Raw genomic sequence first — 2,457 nt, forward strand, 5'->3', positions numbered from 1 at the left:
GCGGTCCAGTAGATGATCCCCGACTCCTTGTTCTTCGCGTCCACGTGGATCTTTCCCACGGCGAAGTTCGCGGATGCCCCCGGGTGGCACTTTCCGCACGTCTTCGGGACGTTCTTCGGGTTCACCGAGGAGAGGGGGTCGTCCGGCGGGCGGATGTCGTGCACCCCGTGGCAGGAGGAGCAGTTCGCGACCGTGCGGGACCCGAACTGGCTGGCCACGCCGTGGAACGACTCCTTGTAGGTCGCCACCTGCTCCGTCTCGATGCCGAACTTTCCCATGATCGAGATGGAGGCGTGGCACTTGGAGCACTGCTCGGACACCCGGGTGGCGTACACGGTGGACTTGGGGTCGGTGTGAGCATATATGGTGTGCTCGCCGTGGCAACCGGTGCAGGAGGGCGCCTCGGGGATCCCCTTCCCGACCGCGACTCCGTGGATGGAGGTCTTGTACTGCGCGTAGATCTCCATGTGGCACCTGCCGCACGTCTCGGCGACCTTGAAGCGCGACACCTTCGCCTCGGAGTTCTTCACCTTCATCACCGCGTGGTTCCCGTGGCAGTCCTGGCACAGCGGCGCCTTCGCGTTCCCCCGCACGATCGCCTTGCCGTGCGCCGAGTCGAAGTAGGCGAGGACGTTGTCCGACTGCGGTGCCCCTTCCTTGTTCCCCTTGAAGTGGCAATGGGTGCACGCCACGCGCTTGGGGTGCTGGCGATGCGGGATCTCGCTGACGTCGAAATGGCAGTCCGTGCACGTCTTCTTCTCGTGGACCGACCCTTTCAGCGAATCCCCCGTGGCGAAGAGGTCCCGGACGCGGCCGTCCACGAGCAGCTTGCGGAACTCCGGCTTGCCGTGGCAGAGCGTGCATTTCTCGAGGGAGATGGAGGCGACCGCGTCCCCCGGGTGGAGCCCGGACCACGCCCCCCAAAGGACGATGGCGAATGCCGCGAAGACGAACTTCCTCATAAAAGCCCTTCCCCCTTGAGTTTCTCGTATTCCAGAGGGTGCTCCTCCCGCAGCCACTCGACCGAAACCTTCCCGGTGAGCCACGCGGGGTTCATCGGGAAGACGGACGGGTGGAGGTGCACGTTGTAGAGGTGCCACAGGAACAGGATCACGAATCCCAGGAGCCCCTGGTAGCCGTGGATGATGATCGCCAGGTCGAGCGCGAACTTCGGGAAGACGACCATCGCGTACTCCTCCCCCCACAGCATGAAGCCCGTGACCGCGATGAGGACGGTGCCGATCGACGCCCCCCAGTACTGGAACTTCTCCTTGTAGCCGTACTTCCCGAAGCGGGGGTATTCGTCCGCCGTGCCGAGGTTGTACCGCAGGGACTGCAGGAAGTCGTCGATGTCGCGCCGGGTGATGAGGATGTCCCGGAACTCCTTCCGGCCCTCGGCGGAGAGGAACATGTAGAAGAGGTGGTGCAGAACGTTCGCCATGAGGAGCACCGCGGCGATCCGGTGGATGATGCCGCGGTTGTGGACGCCGCCCTCCATGCGGATGATCGCCTGGGCCAGCGCGTTCTCGTGGTACATGAGCGCGAACCCGGTGACCGCGAGCACGAGCAGCAGCACGGTGAGGATCATGTGCTGCACGCGGAAGAGGAGCGACATCCGGATCACCTGCCCGGACGCGAGATCGTCCCTGCTCATCCCTGCCCCTCCTTTCCGCCCTTCCGCCTGCGGTTCCACCGGCCGTACAGCTCGAGCCCGACGTGGAGCACGAACAGGACCATCAGGGCGGTGATGAAGATGGTGTAGAACATCCGGACCGCGAACACCCCCAACGCCTTCTTGGGGGAGACCTCGACGTGGACCGGGCCTTTCGCGAAATTCGGGCCCGCGTTCGGATGGCACTTGCCGCACGTCTTCGGGAGGTTCGCCCGGTTGACGGTGGACGCGGGGTCGGCGGACGGCAGGATGTCGTGCACCCCGTGGCAGGAGGAGCAGTTGGCCGCCTTCGTCATCCCGTACTCCACCGCGATGCCGTGGAACGAGTCCATGTAGGAGGATACCGGGTGGAGATCCCCTCCTTCTCGTGGCACCCGGAGCACGTCTTCGGGATGTTCCGGGAGCTGACCGGCGACGCCGGGTCGGCGGCCTTCACGATCGTGTGTTCGCCGTGGCAGTCGGTGCACACCGGCGAGTCCGCGATCCCGCCCCGCATCCCCTTCCCGTGGACGCTCTTCTCGTACTGCTCGAGGATTCCCGGGTGGCACTTGCCGCACAGCGTCGGGATGTTCTGGCGGTGGGTGGCCGACTTGGGCTGGTCGCCCGGGAGGATCGAGTGGTTCCCGTGGCAGTCGGAGCAGACCGCGCTGCCGGTCAGCCCCGCCTTCCGCGACGCCACCCCGTGGACGCTCTGTTCGTACGAAGCCAGCAGCTTGTGATCCGGCAGGTGGGGGTACCGCGCCTCGAGCGCCCGTTCCTTGTGGCACCGCAGGCAGGTCGCCGGG

4 protein-coding genes are annotated in these 2,457 nt (G+C 65.7%); all 4 read right to left on the reverse strand.

The window, feature by feature from the left end; translation table 11 throughout:
* A partial coding sequence (locus tag HZB86_05705) for a cytochrome c3 family protein (protein ID MBI5905028.1) occupies window positions 1–962 on the reverse strand: 962 nt, incomplete at its 3' end.
* The gene (locus HZB86_05710) at window positions 959–1,654 is read right to left on the reverse strand and encodes a cytochrome b/b6 domain-containing protein (GenBank protein ID MBI5905029.1); all 696 of its coding nucleotides are present in this window, start codon (window positions 1,652–1,654) and stop codon (window positions 959–961) included. The genes HZB86_05705 and HZB86_05710, both read right to left, overlap by 4 nt.
* A complete protein-coding gene (locus HZB86_05715; protein ID MBI5905030.1) occupies window positions 1,651–2,004 on the reverse strand; it encodes a hypothetical protein in 354 nt (117 codons plus the stop codon). The genes HZB86_05710 and HZB86_05715 overlap by 4 nt, the downstream gene beginning before the upstream one ends.
* The coding region (locus HZB86_05720) for a cytochrome B (protein ID MBI5905031.1) at window positions 1,965–2,457 on the reverse strand (493 nt) is incomplete at its 5' end. The genes HZB86_05720 and HZB86_05715, both read right to left, overlap by 40 nt.

The organism is Deltaproteobacteria bacterium, from assembly GCA_016234845.1.
GTDB lineage: Bacteria > Desulfobacterota > Deferrimicrobia > Deferrimicrobiales > Deferrimicrobiaceae > JACRNP01.

Excerpts from the sequence above, each read along its gene's own strand:
- HZB86_05710 (MBI5905029.1), bottom strand. The coding sequence starts at position 1,654 with ATGAGCAGGGACGATCTCGCGTCCGGGCAGGTGATCCGGATGTCGCTC.
- HZB86_05715 (MBI5905030.1), bottom strand. The coding sequence starts at position 2,004 with ATGGACTCGTTCCACGGCATCGCGGTGGAGTACGGGATGACGAAGGCG.